This window comes from Pelomicrobium sp. (genome assembly GCF_036803785.1).
Classification (GTDB): Bacteria; Pseudomonadota; Gammaproteobacteria; order Burkholderiales; family UBA6910; genus Pelomicrobium.
This window is the reverse complement of the sequence record NZ_DAIRTR010000007.1, coordinates 20968-37290: the sequence shown is the minus strand read 5'-3', so window position 1 is coordinate 37290 and position 16323 is coordinate 20968. Positions and strand designations below refer to the sequence as shown.

At 62.5% G+C, this 16323-nt stretch carries 17 protein-coding genes and 1 riboswitch; of the genes, 8 read left to right on the top strand and 9 right to left on the bottom strand.

Features of this window, described 5'->3' with window-relative positions; genetic code table 11:
* The 8 genes from V7Q81_RS01780 to V7Q81_RS01745 all read right to left on the bottom strand — a co-directional run.
* Positions 1 to 415: hypothetical protein (locus V7Q81_RS01780; RefSeq protein WP_333839793.1), on the bottom strand; the 415-nt coding region annotated here is incomplete at its 3' end.
* On the bottom strand, positions 412 to 822 hold the full coding sequence (locus tag V7Q81_RS01775) for a hypothetical protein (protein WP_333839790.1): 411 nt from the start codon (positions 820 to 822) through the stop codon (positions 412 to 414). The genes V7Q81_RS01780 and V7Q81_RS01775, both read right to left, overlap by 4 nt.
* 71 nt (positions 823 to 893) lie before the next feature.
* The gene (locus V7Q81_RS01770) at positions 894 to 1793 is read right to left on the bottom strand and encodes a hypothetical protein (protein WP_333839787.1); all 900 of its coding nucleotides are present in this window, start codon (positions 1791 to 1793) and stop codon (positions 894 to 896) included.
* Positions 1794 to 1820: 27 nt separating this feature from the next.
* A complete protein-coding gene (locus tag V7Q81_RS01765) occupies positions 1821 to 2873 on the bottom strand; it encodes a TolB family protein (protein ID WP_333839784.1) in 1053 nt (350 codons plus the stop codon).
* The gene (locus tag V7Q81_RS01760) at positions 2870 to 5080 is read right to left on the bottom strand and encodes a peptidase domain-containing ABC transporter (RefSeq protein ID WP_333839781.1); all 2211 of its coding nucleotides are present in this window, start codon (positions 5078 to 5080) and stop codon (positions 2870 to 2872) included. The genes V7Q81_RS01765 and V7Q81_RS01760 overlap by 4 nt, the downstream gene beginning before the upstream one ends.
* 732 nt (positions 5081 to 5812) lie before the next feature.
* Entirely contained in the window at positions 5813 to 6349 is a 537-nt protein-coding gene (locus V7Q81_RS01755; protein ID WP_333839779.1) for a cytochrome b, read from the bottom strand.
* Positions 6350 to 6420: 71 nt separating this feature from the next.
* Entirely contained in the window at positions 6421 to 6798 is a 378-nt protein-coding gene (locus tag V7Q81_RS01750; protein WP_333839777.1) for a PepSY domain-containing protein, read from the bottom strand.
* 168 nt (positions 6799 to 6966) lie between these two features.
* Complete coding sequence (locus V7Q81_RS01745) at positions 6967 to 7527, bottom strand: DedA family protein (RefSeq protein WP_333839775.1); 561 nt, start codon at positions 7525 to 7527, stop codon at positions 6967 to 6969.
* Between the two features lie 85 nt (positions 7528 to 7612).
* On the opposite strand from V7Q81_RS01745, the gene V7Q81_RS01740 reads away from it, so the two are divergent.
* The 6 genes from V7Q81_RS01740 to V7Q81_RS01715 all read left to right on the top strand — a co-directional run bounded on the left by V7Q81_RS01740 (position 7613) and on the right by V7Q81_RS01715 (position 12093).
* Positions 7613 to 8296: a response regulator transcription factor gene (locus V7Q81_RS01740; protein WP_333839772.1), complete on the top strand. Its 684-nt coding sequence runs from the start codon at positions 7613 to 7615 to the stop codon at positions 8294 to 8296.
* Positions 8296 to 9705 (top strand): HAMP domain-containing sensor histidine kinase, encoded by a 1410-nt coding sequence (locus V7Q81_RS01735; RefSeq protein ID WP_333839770.1) that lies wholly within the window; start codon positions 8296 to 8298, stop codon positions 9703 to 9705. The genes V7Q81_RS01740 and V7Q81_RS01735 overlap by 1 nt, the downstream gene beginning before the upstream one ends.
* Positions 9706 to 9841: 136 nt before the next feature.
* Positions 9842 to 9919: riboswitch (SAM riboswitch) on the top strand.
* Positions 9920 to 10246: 327 nt separating this feature from the next.
* Positions 10247 to 10498: a hypothetical protein gene (locus V7Q81_RS01730; protein ID WP_333839769.1), complete on the top strand. Its 252-nt coding sequence runs from the start codon at positions 10247 to 10249 to the stop codon at positions 10496 to 10498.
* Positions 10499 to 10596: 98 nt separating this feature from the next.
* On the top strand, positions 10597 to 10965 hold the full coding sequence (locus tag V7Q81_RS01725; protein ID WP_333839766.1) for a hypothetical protein: 369 nt from the start codon (positions 10597 to 10599) through the stop codon (positions 10963 to 10965).
* Positions 10943 to 11146 carry a hypothetical protein gene (locus tag V7Q81_RS01720; RefSeq protein ID WP_333839764.1) on the top strand — a complete coding sequence of 68 codons (204 nt, stop codon included), beginning with the start codon at positions 10943 to 10945 and terminating at the stop codon, positions 11144 to 11146. The genes V7Q81_RS01725 and V7Q81_RS01720 overlap by 23 nt, the downstream gene beginning before the upstream one ends.
* Before the next feature lie 266 nt (positions 11147 to 11412).
* The gene (locus V7Q81_RS01715; protein WP_333839762.1) at positions 11413 to 12093 is read left to right on the top strand and encodes a hypothetical protein; all 681 of its coding nucleotides are present in this window, start codon (positions 11413 to 11415) and stop codon (positions 12091 to 12093) included.
* 188 nt (positions 12094 to 12281) lie between these two features.
* Here the strand turns inward: V7Q81_RS01715 and V7Q81_RS01710 are convergent, their stop codons facing one another.
* On the bottom strand, positions 12282 to 12551 hold the full coding sequence (locus tag V7Q81_RS01710; RefSeq protein WP_333839760.1) for a hypothetical protein: 270 nt from the start codon (positions 12549 to 12551) through the stop codon (positions 12282 to 12284).
* Positions 12552 to 12622: 71 nt separating this feature from the next.
* On the opposite strand from V7Q81_RS01710, the gene V7Q81_RS01705 reads away from it, so the two are divergent.
* Positions 12623 to 12973: a tRNA-binding protein gene (locus V7Q81_RS01705; protein ID WP_333839758.1), complete on the top strand. Its 351-nt coding sequence runs from the start codon at positions 12623 to 12625 to the stop codon at positions 12971 to 12973.
* Between the two features lie 114 nt (positions 12974 to 13087).
* On the top strand, positions 13088 to 16285 hold the full coding sequence (locus tag V7Q81_RS01700) for a PAS domain S-box protein (protein WP_333839756.1): 3198 nt from the start codon (positions 13088 to 13090) through the stop codon (positions 16283 to 16285).
* The last annotated feature ends 38 nt before the right edge of the window (positions 16286 to 16323 follow it).

The window sequence follows — 16323 nt, the reverse complement described above, 5'->3', positions numbered from 1 at the left end:
CATCGCCGTCGTGGTCGAAGTAGACGTTGGCAACAAGGCCCACCGTCTCCAGGCCATCGCCGTCCAGGTCGAGAAGGATGGGGTCGCGGGGCCAGCGCCAGCGCTTTGCTCGACTGTATCCATTGACCGCCTCATCCACTGCCGCATCAATTTGCGCGCTGCGCCCCGCAAAGATTCTGGCAGTCTGCTTCAATTGCTCGGCGAGAACAGACTCCGTCCCGATCGCAATGTATTGCGGCTGGGCAAGAACAAGTCTCGCCAACAGTTCCAATGCCGCTTCGTGGTCATGATTGATGACAACATCAACAGCATTGTCTGCAGATTGATAAACGTCGTAAGCGTTCATCGGGCTTTTCAGCGCATCGACGAGAGCTTTGCTATCTGATGCGCCATTGGTCGTGATTGTGACCTTCATTGATGGTCTCCATTCTTGATCAGTTGAATATCGGCTATGTCGTTAAGCTTTAGATTCTTGCCAGGAAGTCCGAACAACGTTGGCTTCGTGACGGGTTCGTCAACCAACCGTATCTTGAGCTTCGCTGTGTTTTTATCGAAATGTGCTGTGACCTCGCACATGGCCCATATGATTTTCTTGTCTGGGTTACTCGTCTCATGACCAGACTGGAAAACACAGTCGGGACCACGCTCTATGCGCCGCAGGGCTCCCAAATCATTACTGGCAAGCCTCGCCAGCTCTTCGGGTGTGAGTCTGGCTCTGTTATTCAGCCAATCGGAGCCGTGAAAGCGAATTTTCTCTGCCTGCCACGGAGTGGATATGTCCTTAAGGATTGCCTCCATACGCTCTTCTGCGTTGCTCTCCATGAGACTTGCTCGGATCAACACGGAGGCAAAGTACAGACCTGCCAATAGCAGGCCTATTCCAATCCATTTCCTCATACTGCCGCCTTCCACATCTCATCATTCGCACATTCGCTGTGCCGCCAGAGTCGGCGTTCAGTCAACCCCCAGTTGACCCCCTCGGTCTGGGTTTTCTGCTCGGGCAGGCTGAAAAAGTACTGGCCGTTGGCATCCAAGGCAGCCAGGGCTGCAAAACCATTCGGGGCCAGCGTCCCGTTGGGCAGTACAGTGAAGTCGCCGAAGAGTTCGACGCCGGTGTCGATCAAACCGTTGGCGTTTCGGTCCCACACCAAGAGGGCGTCGTCCTTGCCGGCCCAGCCGGTGCGGGTCAATACACCGTCGCCGTCGTGGTCGAAGTAGACGTTGCTGGCGAGGCCGACGGTTTCCAGGCCGTCGCCGTCCAGATCGAGGATGATGGGGTCGCGGGGCCAGCGCCAGGTTTTGGCGCGAGAGAAGTCATTCCAGACCTCGAGTGAAATCAATGACAGCGGTGTGTAGCCGAAATCCGCCGTAAATGGGTTGCCTTCAGTGCCGAGTGCATCAAGAAGCCGCTGCAACAGACCTCGTGCGGCTTCCAGCACGGCCGCTGGCACATCGTACAGGGCCGTCTTACCCATGAACGCGCCGATAACGGCCGCGGCAACGGCGGCGTCATAGGCTGAAAGCTCTCCGCTGGCCAGCGCAGCAGCTATATCATCGATGAGTTTGAGATCTGCCTGCATGCGGTCATAGGCTGGGTTTGGAGAGTCTTTCAATCCGTCATATGCTTGGTCGTGTGCCATACACGCTTTATCTACGAGGCTTGTTGGGTCTAGCGCATAGGTTGCATTCTCGCCTTGCTCAAGTAACTTTCCATCGGCGTAGCCTGGACCACAGTAGTTGGTGCCCTCGATACCGAATTGCGTCAGTGAACTGCCCTTTACGATGATCTCCATGTTGTCATGCCTCCCTTGAGTGGCGAATTACCGAACCTGATCCAGCCGCCGAAAGACGATCTCGTCGCTCTGGGCCACAGATATAAGTATCTCTCCAGTCATTTGGGCGACTCTAACGTCAGTGCCAATCTGTGTTTCGCTTAGCATGGTGCAATCTTTGCCCTGCGGATTGCATCGATAGATGAACCAAACGAAACGACCACCCCCAGGTGGAAGTTTGGCTGCCCTGAAATAGATGTTTCGAGCAACATCTCTATCACCGAAGCTGAGTTCAAAAAAGCCATTTCTTTGATCTATCTCGAAATGACGGAGATGAAGGGATGTTTTATCAAATATATAAATTCCTCGTTGCTCCTGTTGCCTGCGTGAATTCGGATTGATGGATGGCATGCGCCGTATGCCATAGGCCGAGAACATAATCGTTTTTCCATCGTCATGTCCGCGTCCGACCTGATAAATCTGTTCGTAGGTCAGGCGCGTCTCTTTGTCGGTGGCCAGGTCATAAGCGTAAAGATCGAAACGGCTTGCCGGTGTTGCGCCGCTATCGCGCTCTTCTCCCTTGAAGTAGTAAATCGTTCTTCCATCCGCCGAGAAGAACGGGAAAATATTGACGCCCTTCGAGACCGTCAGCGTGCGATGTTTCCATGTGCTCGGGTCAATCAGGATCACTTCCTGCTCGCCAACCTGATAGCGGTTGTCTCGAACGACTGTTGAAATGGCCACTATCTGGCCGCCATCGTGAGACCAGGCGGCCATCTCCCAGAATCGACCGGATTCACTAGGGATTTTGCTGACCTGTTGCTTCTGAACGTCGAGCAGAAGCAAGCCATCTGCTATGTGGCCCGTGTTGAACAATATCTTGGCGCCATCCGGGGATACGTCCCAGTCAATTGAGCGTCCAGCCTTGCTCTTCATTCCCGTTCGGATGATCGTTTCCTCTCGATTCATTGCCACGCTCTCCTGTGTCCAGTTGCAAAAGATGAGGAGAACAAGCAATGGCCATGTTCCCCGTGGCAGGCGCGCAAAAAAGCTATGCCTGCTTTTTACGCGACTGCCTTCTATGCTCTTATCATTGTTCATTCGTTTTTCTCCTTCACCAAACTCATGTGCATGGCATGGCTCCCCATATTCACCACCTCATCCACTTGTAGCCCCTTGGGCACCTGGTGCGTGATGAAGATCATCGTCACCTTACCCTTGAGCCGGTTGATGGTCTGGGCGAAGTGCTCGGCAGTCTGCTGATCGAGGTTGGAAATCGCCTCGTCGAAGATCAGCACCTTGGGGCGTTTGAGCAGGGCGCGGGCGATGGCAATGCGCTGGCGCTGCCCGCCCGATAATCCCGTGCCGCGCTCGCCGATCTCGGTCTGGTAGCCCTGCGGCAGTTTCTCGATCACCTCGTGAATTTCCGCCGCCTTGCACGCGGCGATCACGTCCTCGAAGCTCGCGTGCGGGTGCGCCATGATGAGGTTGTCGTAGATGGTGCCGGAGAAGAGCACCGTCTCCTGCGGCACCACGCCGAAGGTGGCCCTGAGTTCGTTGGCCGCGAGACTGCGGATGTCGCGCCCGTCGAGCAGGATTTGTCCTTCCTGCGGCCAGTAAAAGCCCTGCATCAGCTTGGCCAGGGTGCTCTTGCCGCAGCCACTGGGGCCCGTCAGCACGGTGAGCTTGCCGACGGGAATCGTGAGGTTGAGGTTGCGGTAGAGCCAGGGGTGTTGCTCGGAGTAGCGGAAGCTCAGGTCGCGGATGTCGATACGGCCCTCGCCACCGGCGGTGCGTTGCGGGGTGAGGGTGAAGGGCTCCTGCGGCATGTCCAGAATGTCGCCCAGCCGCTTGAGCGCAATACTGGCCTGCTGAAATTCCTGCCACAGGCCAACGAGTCGCAGCAGGGGCTGGCTCAAGCGGCTGGCGAACATCTGGAAAGCTACCAGCATGCCCACGGTCATGCCCGCTTCGGGCTGCATCACCAGCCAGGCGCCGACGATGAGGATGGCGAGCGTCATCACCTGCTCCAACCCGTTGGCCACCACCTGATAGGTGTTGCCTACCTGCCGGGTGGCAAAGCCCGCTGACAAATATTGGGCCAGATAGATGCCGTAGCGCTTGCCCACGTCCGGCTCCAGCTGCAAGGACTTCACGGTCGCCATGCCCGAAATATATTCGGTGAGGAAGGCCTGGTTCCTCGCGCCGAGCAGGAACTGCTTGTCCAGCCGCGCGCGGAAGATGGGCACCATGATGAGGCTCGCCATGACGATCAGCGCCAGGATACCCACAGCAATCAGTGTCAACTGCCAGCTGTAGGCGAACATCACGGCGAGGAAAATGAACAGGAAGGGCAGATCGAGCACGAGGCTGACCGCCGCACCAGAGATGAATTCGCGCAGTTGCTCCACGCCGTGGAGCCGCGCCACCAGCGTGCCGGTGGGGCGGGCCTCGAAATACGGCAAGGGCAGGTGCAGCAGGTGTTTCAGTACCTTCTCGCCCAGCACGGCATCGATGCGGCTGCCGGTGTGCAGCACCAGATATTGGCGCAGCCAGGTCATGCCACTGGTGAAGAGCATGAACACCACCAGCGCCATCCCGAGCACGATGAGGGTGCTTTCCGAATGGTGGGCGATGACCTTGTCGATAATGACCTGCGTGAACAGGGGAGTCGCCAAGCCGACCAACTGGATGGCGAGGCTGGCCAGCAGCACATCGCGCCAGATCGTCTTGTGGCGCAGCAACTCGGGCACGAACCAGGAGAAGCCGAAGGGTTTTTTCTGGGCTTCGGGCAATTCGGCGCGGCTGAGGGATTCCGATACCGGCGGATCGGCCTGGGCCACCAGCAGTAGAACCGGCAAAGCCTGGGCGCGGGCGGTGGCACACGCCACGGTTTCGGGTGCGGAATGACCGGGCTTGACCCAGGCGAGGGTGTCGCGACTGTGCTGGACGATGAGCGCCGGGGTGAGAGTGGTGCAGGTTGGTAGCTGGGGTGAGGTGGCGTGTTCCGTATCAGAAGAAGCGGCAGGGGTGTTTTCAGCCGCCGGAACAGCCAGTAGCGCCACGGCAGGCAAGGGAAAAGAGGATAACCCTGCTTCGGGCCAATGCGCGAGCCCCGCCTTGAGGCCGAGCGCACTCAAGGCCTCGATCAGCGTGGGCAGATCGATCGGCGGCGGGAAACGCTTGATCACCAGCTCGGCATCGAACGGCTGGCGATAAAGCCCCGCGAGGCTCTCGACCAGCCAGAGGGCGACGTAGGTGTCGATGCGGCCCGATGTGGAGGCATGCTCCAGATACGCTTCCTGCATATGGATCTAATGTTGTAGGGATCATGGCCTGTTATAGCCTGGCAAGAATGCCAGTGTACTTTCACATAGCAAGATGTCAATAGAACTTTGTCATTCCTCGCTTATAACCTCGTATCGCATACCAGAGCGCTTTTGTTTTATGGACATCACGCTTGCCGCTGGCTCTCACACGAAGGCGTGTGATGGGGAGGTGATATTTCCTGATTGCATCACCACGGCATGGTTCCGGCTTGCCATCCACCGATTGATCACGATCCGATGTCGCCGGTCAGCGCATGATGAGGCGGGGTTGTGTTTCTGTGGGTTCGGAAAAGCCGGAAAAACACCCGAAACCTTGCGCCCTGGCTCTAGGTATTGCGCAGGCGTTTGGAAGATAGGGTCGGAATCGGTGGTAGATTATCCCGCCACCCTTCTACGTCCGACCCTCTCTGGTTGGGCGTTTTCGTTTGTGTGTTCCCTGAAGCCGCGCGGTATTCGGGCCGCTTTCCGGGGCGCTCGTCACTGCCGGTAGGGTGTCTGGGTGGGCATCCAGTTCGTGTCTCTGTGTTCTGTTTTGCAGAAATCGGTGTCCACTTCAACGCCCGAGAGCACGCAGGTCGCCTTGGGCGTGATGGACTGAAGAGACGCCATTCGGAGCTGTTGACCCCGATGCCTGCTCAGGTGCTCCTGTACTTAATAGGTAGATCGGACCTACTGCCCCGGTGGATGCTGCGCGGTTGGGGTATTTGAGCGCTATGTTTTCGGTGGGAAGAGAGTTCTCCAGCCACGGCCGGGCAGCATGCGCGCCAGGGTCCCATCACGCAGTAGATAGTGGTGGGCGAGTGCCGCCCCTGCGTGCAGACCGGCGAGCCAGATCAGTGCATCGCCCAGCACAGTGTGGGCAGCCCCGAGCGCGCGTACCCAGATCATTTGTGCGTCTGGCAGTGGTAGTGTCCAGGCGAAGAGAGCAAACTGGCTCGTCTTATCGGCCAATTCCGCCCAGCCGGTGAGAGGCACGGCAAGGAGCAACCCATAGAGCGTGCTATGGGCAGCGCGGGCCAGGCGTTGCTGCCAGCGCGGCGCAGGTTCGCCCGCGGGCACCCCTACGATCAGGCGTAGCGGAAGACGAATGAGCACCAGAAGAAAAACGACAAGCCCGCTTGCGACGTGGATCTGCCCAGACAGGGCGTGACTCGCCTTCGTGGGATCGCCGCTCGCTAGGTAGGCGACAACCACAACGAGTGCGGTCAGCCAGTGGATCAGAATAAGGGCCGAAGCATGACGGTGCATGGCGGTTAGCTTGTCCGGAGACGGAAAAAGACCGACCTTGCGGCCGGTCGTGGATGGATACGGCAACGGTGTCAGTCGCGATCTTCGTGCTCGTCATCGTCCTCGGCCTCCGCGGCGAGGACCTTCGCGTTGCCAGCATCCACCGCCACTTCGGTAACGCCTTTGTCGTGCTTTACGTCGATTTTCCAGACGAGATAACCGTCCTCGTCGTCGAGCTTGGCTTTGATCACCTTGCCCGGCAGAGCGGCGAGCGCGGCCGCTTCTGCCTCTTGCTGCGTGACCTTGGCATGCTGGGCGAATTCGGATCGCGACTCGACGCCACGCGGCAGCTTGATGCTGGAGAAATTCACTTCGCTCGGGTAGCTGCCCGTGCCGGTGGCGAGGACTGCGCCGCTGCCCAGCGCGGCGACGAGGCCCAGAGCGGCGAGGAGTTGGGTGCTGCGTTTCACGATGGTTTCCTTTCCTAGAAATCCGGCGTTGTTGCCGTGATGTGCAGAATACAGAGTAACGCTCGCGGCAGTCTGACGCCCACATTACCATTCGGTAAGGTGCAATCCCATGCGCCAATGGCCGGATGGGAGGGAGCAAGCTCAATCCGCCCGGCGACGAGCGCAGGCTCATCGATTGCACCTGCGGCGCCAGCCTCGGTAGGCGTGCATGAGGGCGATGAGGAGCACCAACCCGGCGAGCACCCAGTGCTCAATGCGCTGCAGCTCCTGCACGTGGCGCGACAAGGCGGCACCGAAGGCGAAGCCCGTACCGGCTACCAGGGGTGCCCACAGGGCGGCGGAGGCCAGATTGAGCAGGAAGAAGCGGATGCTCGACACGCGGCTCAAACCGATGGCAATGGGCAGGGCTGTGCGCAAGCCCCAGGCGAAGCGCATGGCGAGGATGAGCTTTACCGGATGGCGGTCGATGAGGGCGAGAGCCCGTTCGATCGATTCGGCCCGTTTGGGCCAGCGCTTAAGGACGGCCTGCCCATGCCGCCGCCCGAGCCAGAAATAGAACTGGTCGCCTAGCACCGCGCCGATCCAGGCCACCCCCACCACGGCGGCAAAGTCGAGATAGCCGCGGTGGGCGGCGTAGCCGGCAAGCACGAGCATCGTTTCTCCCTCTAGTAGGCAGCCGAGAAAGACCGCCAGCAGTCCGTATCGGCTGATGAGTAGGGCAAGGTCCATGTGCCATGGTCAAAGTATCGATCGATCGGTATCTTATACCTACCTTGGGGAAGCTGACCGCTCTTATCACTTCACTTCTTGTCACATGCATCTGCTCATCGTTGAAGACGACCGTGCCGCTGCCGACTACCTGCGCCAGGGTCTTACCGAGGCGGGCCATGTGGTGGACGTCGCCTTGGATGGCGAAAGCGGTCTCATGCTGGCGCTGGAGGGCAAGCATGACGTGCTGATCGTCGATCGCATGCTGCCGCGCCGCGACGGCTTGACCCTCATCCGCATGCTGCGCGCCGGCGGCTCGACCACCCCGGTATTGGTGCTCTCCGCCCTGGGGCAGGTGGATCAGCGCGTCGAGGGCCTGCGCGCCGGTGGCGACGACTATCTGGTCAAGCCCTACGCCTTCAGTGAACTGCTGGCCCGGGTCGAAGCCCTTGGCCGGCGCGCTCATCCGGCCGATCCATCGGCGCCAAACGTGCTCCGGGTGGCCGATTTGGAGTACGACCTGGAGCGACGACGCGTCACCCGCGGCGGGAGACTGATCCGCTTGCAGCCGCGGGAGTTGCGCTTGCTCGAATACTTAATGCGCCGTGCGGGGCGGGTGGTCACACGCACCATGCTCCTGGAGCAGGTGTGGGACTTGAGCTTCGACCCGCAGACCAACGTGGTGGAGAGCCAAATCAGCCGACTGCGCGCCAAAATCGACCGCGACTTCGAGCGTCCCCTCTTGCACACCGTGCGCGGCATCGGCTACCGCTTGGGGGATGAAGCCTGATGTTCTCCCGCGCCCGGTCACTGCTGCACACCACCGCATTGCGCATGGCGCTACGCCACGCACTGCTGCAGGTGCTGGTGCTGGCCGCCATGCTGGCTGCGCTGTTCGTTGTGCTCGACCGCTACGCCGCACGGCAGATCGATTCGGCTCTGCTCGGGGAGGCGCATGCGCTCGCCGCCTTGCCGGCGGAACACCGGGCCCAGAGCGTGGCGCTTTTGACACAGCTGCACGGCGAGGATCGCCGCCTGCGCCATTATCGACTGGAAGATGCGGCGGGTCGCCGCCTGGCTGGGAATCTCCCGCGCTGGCCTGGGAGCCTGCCGGCGGACGGCGTGGTGCGCCGTATAGCGCTGGATCTTCCCGAGGACGAGGAGGATCACGATGCCCGCGCTCTGCTGCCCAGTGTCGGACTTGCCCTGCCCGGCGGGGGTCGCCTGCTAGTGGCCCAGGCTCCAGGCGAGATCGAGGAGGTGCGGGAGGTGGCTTTCGGCCTGGCGGCGGCCATGCTCACCCTGGCCGCGCTGCTGGCCATGGCCTTGGGGATGTTGCTCGGCTGGCGCTGGCTCTCCCGGATCGATGCAATCAACGGGGTAGCCGCACGCATTGCCTCAGGTGATCTCACCCAGCGCGTGCAAAGCAGTGGCCGGGGCGACGAATTCGACCTGCTGGCAGACCATCTGAACGCCATGCTGGGACGCATCGAGGCGGCGGTAGCGGGCATGCGCGAGGTTTCCGATCACGTCGCCCACGACCTGCGCCGGCCCCTCGCACGTCTCAAGACCCGCATCGAGGTGGTGCTGCGCCAGCCGCGCGATGCCGACGCTTACCGGAAGGCGCTGCAGGAGACCTTGCAGGACAGCGAGGAAATTCTGGCCACCTTCGAGGCCTTGCTCACTATCGCCCGTCTGGAGGCGGGCAGCGAGCTCGTCACAAAGCAACCCTTTGACCTAGCGGCGGTGACACGCAACGTCGCCGAACTGTATGCCGCCCAGGCCGACGAGAGTGGGCGCCCGTTCACTTTGTCATCGGCGCCGGCGGTGATGTATGTGGCAGGCTCGGCTGCGCTCGCCTCCCAGGCCCTGGCCAAATTGCTCGACAACGCCTTCAAATATACCCCGCCGGGCAGCCCGATTGAGGTCGACCTTGCCCGCGCCGATGGCCAGGCCCGGCTGGCCGTCATCGACCACGGCGGTGGCTTGTCCGATGCCGACAAAGCGCGGCTGGTTGCCCGCTTCGCCCGCGGTGATTCCGCCCGCAGCCAACCGGGCAGCGGGCTCGGGCTTGCGCTTGCTGCCGCCATCGCCCGCGCCCACGGCGGCCAGCTCGTTCTCACCGATACCGCGGGCGGAGGGCTCACCGCCCGGCTCGACCTGCCGCTGGCGAAGGAGGGGGCCTCGCGTCCCGATTGAGCGATCGGGCCATTGCACACCCAGTCTTTTGGGAGGTTGAGCTTTTCCTGTCGTGCCCCTTTCATTGGGAGGGACAGCCAGCCTAAGTGCCAAAGGGAGCGCCGACGACTCTTAACACCGTTTCTTGACGGTGACGTAATGTATACGCGCCGATTTGAGACACAGCTTGCGGGCGCGTTACAAATGCAGCTAAAGCGGTCGGGGCAAGCCCGCTTTGGAAGGAAGCGACCAAAGCGGGCTTTTGCATTTTGGAGGCACAATCTGTCGCCGAATTCCGCAGCCTGCGGGGGGATTCACGAGGGCCGCTAAAGCGTTGGCTCTCCGGTCTTCCTGAAACATCAGGCAGCGCACCGGAGAGGATTATCAACCGCATCGAGACATCGCCGTCCGGATCGCCGGACACCATGAGCTAAGCAGAACAGCCAAGGAGCGAAGTTTGCCGGCCAGCAGGGGGATAGTGCGCCCTGCTGCAAGGGGAGCTGTCGCGCCCAGGCGCGGCCCCCGCGCCGGCACCGTTCCTTAACTCTCATGGAGATGTCAGATGCAGGAACAAGCCAAGAAAGTTGGTGGGCGGCGGCCCGCCGCTCAGTCGGGCTCCCTCGGCAAGCAGAACGCGTGGTGGCGGCAAGTGAAGCTCGCCCGGGCGCTGCGCCGCTATCCCTACGTGATATCGGAAGGGGACGTGTGGTTCGGACGCAAAACACCCGATCAGCGGGCCTTCGTCTGGTTCCAAGCCGACGCGTTTCTCGGCGAAGCGGCCGCCAATGACGAGATGGGTGCAAACGGCGAGTAATGCGGCAAGCAGGCGAGTGGCTTCCTCTCGCCCGGCACGCAACAAAGGAGATAACGATGCCCAGGACATGCAACTTGACGCTTTCGCGCTGGCATAGGGTGGCCGAACGGCTGGCGCGCGAATACGCGGAGACCATATATAACGCAAAACAGGCGCTCACTCAGACCCGCGTTTTCACTTATCTCGGCGAAACGCAGGAGGCCGCCTTGCGGGCCGAGGCCGAAGAGTGGCAGCGGCGCCTCGCTCGCGCTTTCCGTGTGCAGGATGCCGTAGCGGACATTCGCCGCGCTTTGGGCGAAGCGAACGCAAAGAACGGTGTGAATGCCCAGCTGGCCGAGCTCGATAAGCTCAACCTCCGACTGAAGGCGCTGACAGAGATTATTGAGGGGCAAGGCGCCGACATGATCGCCATCGAGGAGCTGCGCAACATCCCCCCAGGACTATATGATCGAGAGGGACCGCTTTGACAGCACCCGGCCGAGTTTGCGGCTGCGTCTGCTCGATAACGACGCCTTGTCCCGGCTGCGGCAGGAGCTGGAAACCGTGCGCTCGTGGGCCTATGCGCTCGCCGACGAGATCCCCGAGCGCAACCGGGCGACGCTGACGCTGGAACTGTCGGAGGAGATCGCCGGGATCGCCGGCTTGTAGGGACTTCCGCCGGAGCAGCCCGGCGGAAGCCCAGGCCGTCTTGTCGCGGGCGGCCTGGGGCAGCAAGAGCGACCGCGGAAGGAGGCTACCGTTGCACAGCAACGTCGCTCGCCGTTCCTGTGGAGCTGGAAAGGAAACACCATGATTGCAGGTTGCCTGTCCGATCCGGCGAGGCACGAGAGAACAGGAAAAGACGGCGATGCGGTTTCAGGTCGTCGCTTGATTGTTGCTATTCCTTCGGCGCCTTTTCATCCGGGGGGCGGGACATGAAGCGCGTGTCCAAGCGTGAGATGCGAAACAAATTCAGCCTGATGAGGGAAGTGCGGGTGCACGTCGACTCCTTGGAACGGTGGAATGCACGTGCGGTGATCGACGGCATCGCGTGCGATCTAATGTTCGACCGAGAGGCCCGGTGGGAAATCGCCCGCCCGGAGGGGGTACCGGCCCGTGTCATTCACTATCCCGAGCCGGAAAATGACGGTCAGTTCCCACGCGGCACACGACCCGAGCGCCCGTTGCGTTCCAGGGGGTTTCGACGAACCCTGCGTCCCCTGTGCGAGGCGTCAGGGCGTTTCTCCCAGCAGCTGAGGGAAGCAGGTGCGACTTTCGCGGCGCGCTATCCAGTCGGCTCGCTGGTGTCGGCCCGGGTGATCCGCACGACCCGGGACGGTGTGGTGGTCGAGTTGCCCGGCGGCCTGCGGGACAGGCTGTTGCGGCGCGCGTGCCTGGATAAAGGGTCTGGCGGGAAGTGGCGCTTGCTGGGAGAGCCTTATGCGGGCGAGAAAATAGAAGTCGTCGTCCGCGCAGTCGAACCGCAGCGGGGCGCGGTGCTGGTGTCCTGGCACAATTACTGGCGCGATAGCCAGTATTGCGCGGTCGACGTTGGCTACCGCCGCGTCTACCGCATCGAGGACAGCCCGTTTCGTCGGCTGCCCGGGGAACGGTAGACCAAAAGCCACTGAGCGGTGTCAAGGCCCTGCGCCGCACCCACCCCGGACCGTTGCCGGGTTGATCGACAGCGCGTCGAACGCTTCATGGAGGCTCTCAAAGCGTCCGGCCTCCGCGGGCGGCCTACGGATCCCTGGCCCAGGCCGGTGATGGTAAAAGCGGCGCTACCCGCGTCGATCCGCCGTCTTCATCCAGGCGAAGTCTTCTTCGATTCGTTGGCGCTGCCGGTGGCATCGCTGTCACGGCGGATCGTGCGCGCATCCAGACCGAGGGCGGTGCGATCGATTATGGGGGTATCGCGGTGCGACTCCATAGCGCCGGCGGCAAATCGTTCCCTGGTCGGCAAAAGACTCGTGTGGCTCTCCTGGCGGTCCGCGTAGCGCGCATCATTTTTCTCGTGGATGACGCTGCCATGGGACAGATTGGCGGCGAAGCCACCTCTTGCTTCGCTCTGCAACCTGTTACACTCAAGCCAGGCCTCCGGTGCCGTCAAACCGCCCGGGGGCGAGCGAAAGGAGGGGAAGCGCCATGGCAGCGCCGTCGGGCGAGATCACTTGGGATGACTTCCTGCGGGTCGAACTGCGGGCCGGCACCATCGTCAAGGTGGAGCCGTTCCCGGAAGCGCGCCGCCCAGCCTACAAGTTGTGGATCGATTTCGGGCCCGCGCTGGGCGTGCGCAAATCCTCCGCCCAGATCACGGAGCTTTATCGAGCCGAGGCGCTGGTGGGCCGGCAGGTGATCGCCGTGGTCAACTTTCCGCGCAAGCAGATCGGTCCATTCATGTCCGAAGTCTTGGTCACCGGCTTTCCCGACGCCGCAGGCCACATCGTCCTGGCCCAGCCGGAGCGGCCGGTGCCGAACGGAGCGCGGCTTGCCTAGAGGCAAGGCCAAGGCCGACTGCGACGATAGCGCTTTGTCCTCTGAGCCGAGCTCGCCTCCGCCAGAGCCGTGGATTATAGTATCGGCCAAAACGGCGTCGGTCCGAAGACCTCCATGAAAATAGCATCCTTAAGAAGCGAAAGCCTTTTCCGGCGCTTGTTCCAAGCCCATCCCCTGCCCATGTGGCTCTGGGATCCGGCCACTCGGACAGTGCTGGCGGCGAACGATGCCGCCCTGCGCGTCTACGGCTACAGCCGGCGTGAGTTTCTCTCCATGAAGGCAGGGGCATGGCGGGTGCATAAGCCGCGCTCCAAGGGAAACCTCGAGCGCCATCGCGGGAAGGACGGCCGCATTTTCCAGGTTCAGTCGGTCACTCGAACCTTCACCTTGGGTGGGCGACGGCTGACCCTGGAGATCGCCCAGGAGGCAGGGCAGGTGCATCGCACCTTCGCTTTGTTGGCCGCGCGCGAGGCGGAGCTGCGCGCCACCCTCTATTCCATCGGCGACGCGGTGATCTCCACCGACGCCGCGGGACGCGTCATGCGCATGAACCCAGTGGCCGAAGCCCTCACCGGATGGCGCGAAGCGGAGGCTCAGGGAAGGTCGCTCAAGGAGATCTTCCCCATCTTCAACGAGCACACCCGGGTGGCGGTGAAGAACCCGGTGGAGCGTGTGCTCAAGGAAGGGGTCGTGGTGGGGCTCGCCAACCATACCGTGCTTATGGCCCGGGACGGACGGGAGCTGCCCATCGCCGACGCGGCGGCGCCGATCCGGGACGCGAGCGGCCGCATGGTGGGCGTGGTGCTGGTGTTTCGGGACCAGACGGAAGAGCGCCGTGCCCAGCGGGCGCTGCGAGAGAGCGAAGCCTACGCCCGAGCGGTGGTGGACTCCGCCCTCGACGCGGTGATCACCATCGACCACGAGGGGCGTGTGGTCGAATTCAACCCGGCGGCGGAACGGCTGTTCGGCTACTCCCACGCCGAGGCAGTCGGCCGGGAGCTCGCCCAGCTCATCGTTCCCCCGACTCTGCGCGAGCGGCACCGGCGCGGCTTGGCGCGCCATGTGGCCACTGGCGAGCGCACCCTTCTCGGCCGTCGCGTCGAGATGCCAGCGCAGCGCAAGGACGGAACCGGAATCCTGGCGGAGCTCGCCATCGCACGCATCGACGTGGAAGGGCCCCCTCGATATACGGCCTATCTGCGCGACGTGACCGAGCAGCGCAGAGCACAGGAGGCCTTGCGGGAGAGCGAGCGGCGCTACCGCGCTCTGTTTGAAGCGAATCCTCACCCCATGTGGATCTATGATCTGGAAACGTTACGCTTTCTCGCGGTGAACGATGCCGCCGTCGAGCGCTATGGATGGAGCCGGGAGGAATTCCTTGCCATGACCATCCGTGACATCCGGCCACCGGAGGAGACGCCCCGGCTACTCGGCGTGGTTGCCGAGGCCGGCCGGGGTGGCCTCTACCGGTCGGGGATCTGGCGCCATCTGCGCAAGGACGGTGGCGTCATGCTGGTGGAGGTGAGCTCCCACTACCTCGAGTTCGAGGGGCGGCTGGCGCGGGCGGTGCTGGTGAACGACGTGACCGAGCAAATACGTGCCCAGGAAGCTTTGCAGGAGAGCGAAGAGCGTTTTCGTTTGCTGGCGCGGGTCACCAACGACGCCTTGTGGGATTGGAACCTCAAGAACAACACCCTGTGGTGGAGCGAGGGGTTCGAAGCTCTGTTCGGCTTTCGCCGCGACGAGATCGAGTCCACTATCGAATCCTGGACCACCCGCATCCACCCCGACGACGCAGCGCGGGTGCTGGAAGGGATATACGCCGTCATCGACGGCGACGGCTACACCTGGTCGGACGAATATCGCTTCCTGCGCAAGGACGGCTGCTACGCCCACGTGCTGGACCGGGGCTATGTGATCCGGGATGGGGCGGGAAAGCCGTTGCGCATGATCGGAGGCATGACCGATCTCACCCAGCACAAAGTCGCCGAGGCGCGCATCGAGCAGCTCGCCTTCTACGATTCCCTGACCGGACTTCCCAACCGGGCCTTGCTGCTCGACCGGCTCCAGCAGACCCTGGCCGCCGCAGAGCGCCACGGCGAGCGGGTGGCGCTGCTATTCCTGGACCTCAATCGGTTCAAGGAGATTAACGACACGCAGGGTCATGCCACGGGCGATGCCGTGCTGCTGGAGGTCGCCCGCCGCTTTCGGGCCACACTGCGCCAGGAGGAGACGGTGGCACGCATCGGTGGCGACGAATTCCTGGTGGTCGCCCAAGGCGTGGATCAGGCGGGCGCCGCTTCCATTGCCGAGCGCCTGCAACTGGCCCTGGCGCAACCTTTGATGGTGCGGGATCAGGCCTTTTCGGTGGGGGCGAGCATCGGCATCGCCTTCTACCCGGACGATGGCCGCTGCCCCGAGGAGCTGCTCAAGCATACCGACATCGCCATGTATCGCGCCAAGGCGACCAAGGAGATCTGGTGCTTTTACCGGCCCGAGATGGGCACAGAGCTCGCACGACGGCTAGAGACGGCGCGACGCCTGGAGCAGGCCCTCAGCCAGGATGCGCTGGAGCTCCACTTTCAACCCCAGTTCGACCTGGAGACCCAGACCCTCACCGGGGCGGAAGTCCTGCTGCGCTGGACCGATCCCCAATGGGGGGCGCTCAGCCCCGCGGAGTTCGTTCCGGTGGCCGAGGAGCGCGGCCTCATGGGACGGCTCGGGGAATGGGTGTTGCGCTCGGCCTGCCGCCAGCTCCAGGCGTGGCAGGCGGCAGGCTACGCTTTGCCCGGGCGGGTCGCCGTGAATGTGGATGCCCGGCAATTCGAAGACCCCGAATTTGTTGCCAAAGTATGTGCCATCGTGAAGGCAGCGGGGCTAGTCCCCGGCGACTTCGAGCTGGAGATCACGGAAAGTGGCGTGATGGCGGACCCGGAGCGGGCGGTGTCGGTGACCGAGGCTTTACGGCAGGCGGGCTTTGCCATCGCCATCGACGACTTCGGTACCGGCTACTCGTCCCTCGCCTACCTCAAACGCTTCGCCGTGGATACTCTCAAGATCGACATCTCTTTCGTGCGGGACATGCTCTCCGACGGCAACGATGAGGCTATCGTCCGGACCATCATCGCCATGGCCCGCAGCCTGGGACTTGCCACCCTGGCGGAGGGTGTCGAGAATCACGCCCAGGCCGAGCGGCTCGCGGCGCTTGGCTGCGACTTCGCCCAGGGCTTCCATTTTGGCCGCCCGCAGCCTGCGGATGCCTTCGCGGCTTGCTGGCTCGCCCGTGCCGGGACGCCGGGAGCGGGAGGATGAAGGCCGCGCAAAGGCGCCGCTCGAGCAGCGGGCAGGCT